Genomic DNA, 890 nt, shown 5'->3' on the forward strand with positions numbered 1-890 from the left:
TCGTCCCGTGAATCAGAGTCAGGATATCTCCATTTCGGACGCCCTTCACACATTGCGGAAAAACATTGAACGTGAAAAAGAAATTGAGAAGCAAAAAAAGGAAATTGAAACAGATATTCATTATACAAAGGAACAGATGCTTGAACTTGAGCAAGAAATACAGTATTTCCACGCACAGATCGAACAGTTATTTGCCGCGGCTGCTGCAAAAGACAGAGATGCGTTTTTTGCCATAGCCGACATCAGCAGGCAATTGAAGGATACGGAGAACAAGCTTCATCACGTAAACGCACAGCTTCAAGGCGGACACCCGGAGGAACTTGAACTGGCAGATTCCAATACGCTTTCTGAATTGAAAGATAAGCAATTTGTTGAAAATGAAAGAAAAGAGCGGCTGACTGAGGAGATCGAGCGGCTCCGCAGCCAAATCGCACTGCTCTCAGTCAAACAGGAACAATTAGAGGCCTCGGGATTGGTGTCAGACCTCAAGCTTCAAACCGAAATGCAAAAAGAACGTGTAAAAGAAACGGCTAAAAAATGGGCCTCGATACAAATGATCAAACAGGTGATCAGAAACAAATTGGAGCGGCATAAAAAAATCGAGCTTCCGCGCCTTCTAGAGACGGCAGGAGAATTCTTCCGCCCTCTGACTGACGGAAACTACCAAACCATTTATTTTTCCGAAACGGATGATTCGATCATGGTTATGCATCGCGATGGAACTGTCTATCATGCGGAAGAGCTGTCACAAGGGACCTGTGAACAGCTGTATACAGCGATCCGATTTGCTTTGGCCGTTACGCGCCAGGATGGGTCAATGCTTCCGTTTCAGCTTGATGACAGTTTTGTTCATTTTGATCAGGAAAGGCTGAAACGTGTATTACATGTTC

Annotated in this window: 1 pseudogene; it reads left to right on the forward strand. The window is 44.8% G+C overall.

Annotation, left to right across the window (positions count from 1 at the left end):
* Positions 1–890: pseudogene (gene sbcE, locus ACWHAR_RS24680) on the forward strand (DNA repair/recombination ATPase SbcE); the annotation flags it as partial.

It is taken from the genome of Bacillus sp. LR--39 (assembly GCF_053613335.1).